Origin of the sequence: Zoogloea dura (assembly GCF_012927165.1) — a bacterium.
Classification (GTDB): Bacteria; Pseudomonadota; Gammaproteobacteria; order Burkholderiales; family Rhodocyclaceae; genus Zoogloea; species Zoogloea dura.
In genome coordinates, this window is sequence record NZ_JABBGA010000075.1 from 1 (window position 1) to 1,325 (window position 1,325).

Consider the following 1,325-nt stretch of genomic DNA (forward strand, 5'->3'; position numbering starts at 1 on the left):
CAGGTTGATGCAAAACCCAGTGAACGATCCCGCCACCCGTCTGTCCTAGCCGTATCCCCGAACCCCAGGCAGAACAACGATGCGTGGCGAAGTCGATCCCCAGTCCTCGATGTTTCACTATTTCTCGGTCGAGTCCCGGATTCCGGCTGATCACCCGTTGCGCCGGGTGAAGAAACTGGCCGAGTCGGCACTGTCCGCCATTTCTGCGGAGCTCGACGGCCTGTACGCCAGGACGGGCCGCCCTTCGATTCCGCCGGAGCGCCTGCTCAAGGCCCAATTGCTGATTGCTTTCTACTCGGTGCGCTCCGACCGGTTGTTCTGCGAGCAACTTGATTACAACCTGCTGTTCCGCTGGTTTCTCGATCTGGACCTGGAGTCGGGCGGGCTGGATCAATCCAACTTCAGTCGCCTGCGCGAGCGCCTGGTGGAAACCGACATCGCCCGACGTTTCTTCGACGAGGTGGTGCGTCTGGCCCGCAAGGACAAGTTGCTGTCCTCCGATCACTTTACCGTCGACGGCACCTTGATCGACGCCTGGGCCTCCTTCAAGAGCTTCAAGCGCAAGGACGATGACGAACCGCCCAAGCCCGGGGACGGCACCGGGATGGTGGATTTCAAGGGCGAGAAGCGTTCCAACGCCACCCACCAGAGCACCACCGATCCTGACGCGAAGCTCATGAGAAAAGGCAACGGCCAGCCGGCTAAGCTCAGCTACGGCGGCCATGCCCTCATGGAGAACCGGAGCGGTCTGTGCGTCGATCTGCTCATCACCGACGCCACCATGGCCGAGCATCAGGCGGCGCGGCAACTGCTCACCCGTGCGCGGCGGCGGAAGATTCACCCAAAGACTCTGGGTGCTGACAAGGGCTATCACGTGAAGGACTTCGTTCAGCATCTGCGGGAGCACGAGATCAAGCCGCACATTGCCCGGATCGACGGTCGCAAGACACCGGGGCTCGATGGACGGACAAGCTGCACCGAGGGCTACAAGATCAGCATGCGGAAACGAAAGCGTGTTGAAGAGATCTTCGGGTGGCTGAAGACAGTGGGCGGAATGAGAAAGACCCGCTTCATCGGAGAAGCCCGAACCCAGATCGCCGCCTACCTGTCGGCGGCGGCGTACAACCTGCTGCGAATTGCGAAATTGCAGAGCGCGGGGAGTGCGGCATGAAGCGGCTCCCGGAATTGGGCGGAAGCCCATTCCCCGGCCCATTCGACGGGCATCAAAACGGGATTGGGAATCCAACTCCGGGAATGAAGTCATGAGAAATCAAATAGCGAGAGGTACGGTTGGCGCGGTTTCTCGGCGTTTTTGCATCGGCCTG

The 1,325-nt window shown here is 60.8% G+C and carries 1 protein-coding gene; it reads left to right on the forward strand.

Annotated features, from left to right (window positions below; translation table 11 throughout):
* Positions 1 to 79: 79 nt before the first annotated feature.
* Positions 80 to 1,171, forward strand: coding sequence for an IS5 family transposase (locus HHL15_RS26130; RefSeq protein ID WP_169148692.1), 1,092 nt, complete (start codon positions 80 to 82; stop codon positions 1,169 to 1,171).
* Positions 1,172 to 1,325: the final 154 nt, after the last annotated feature.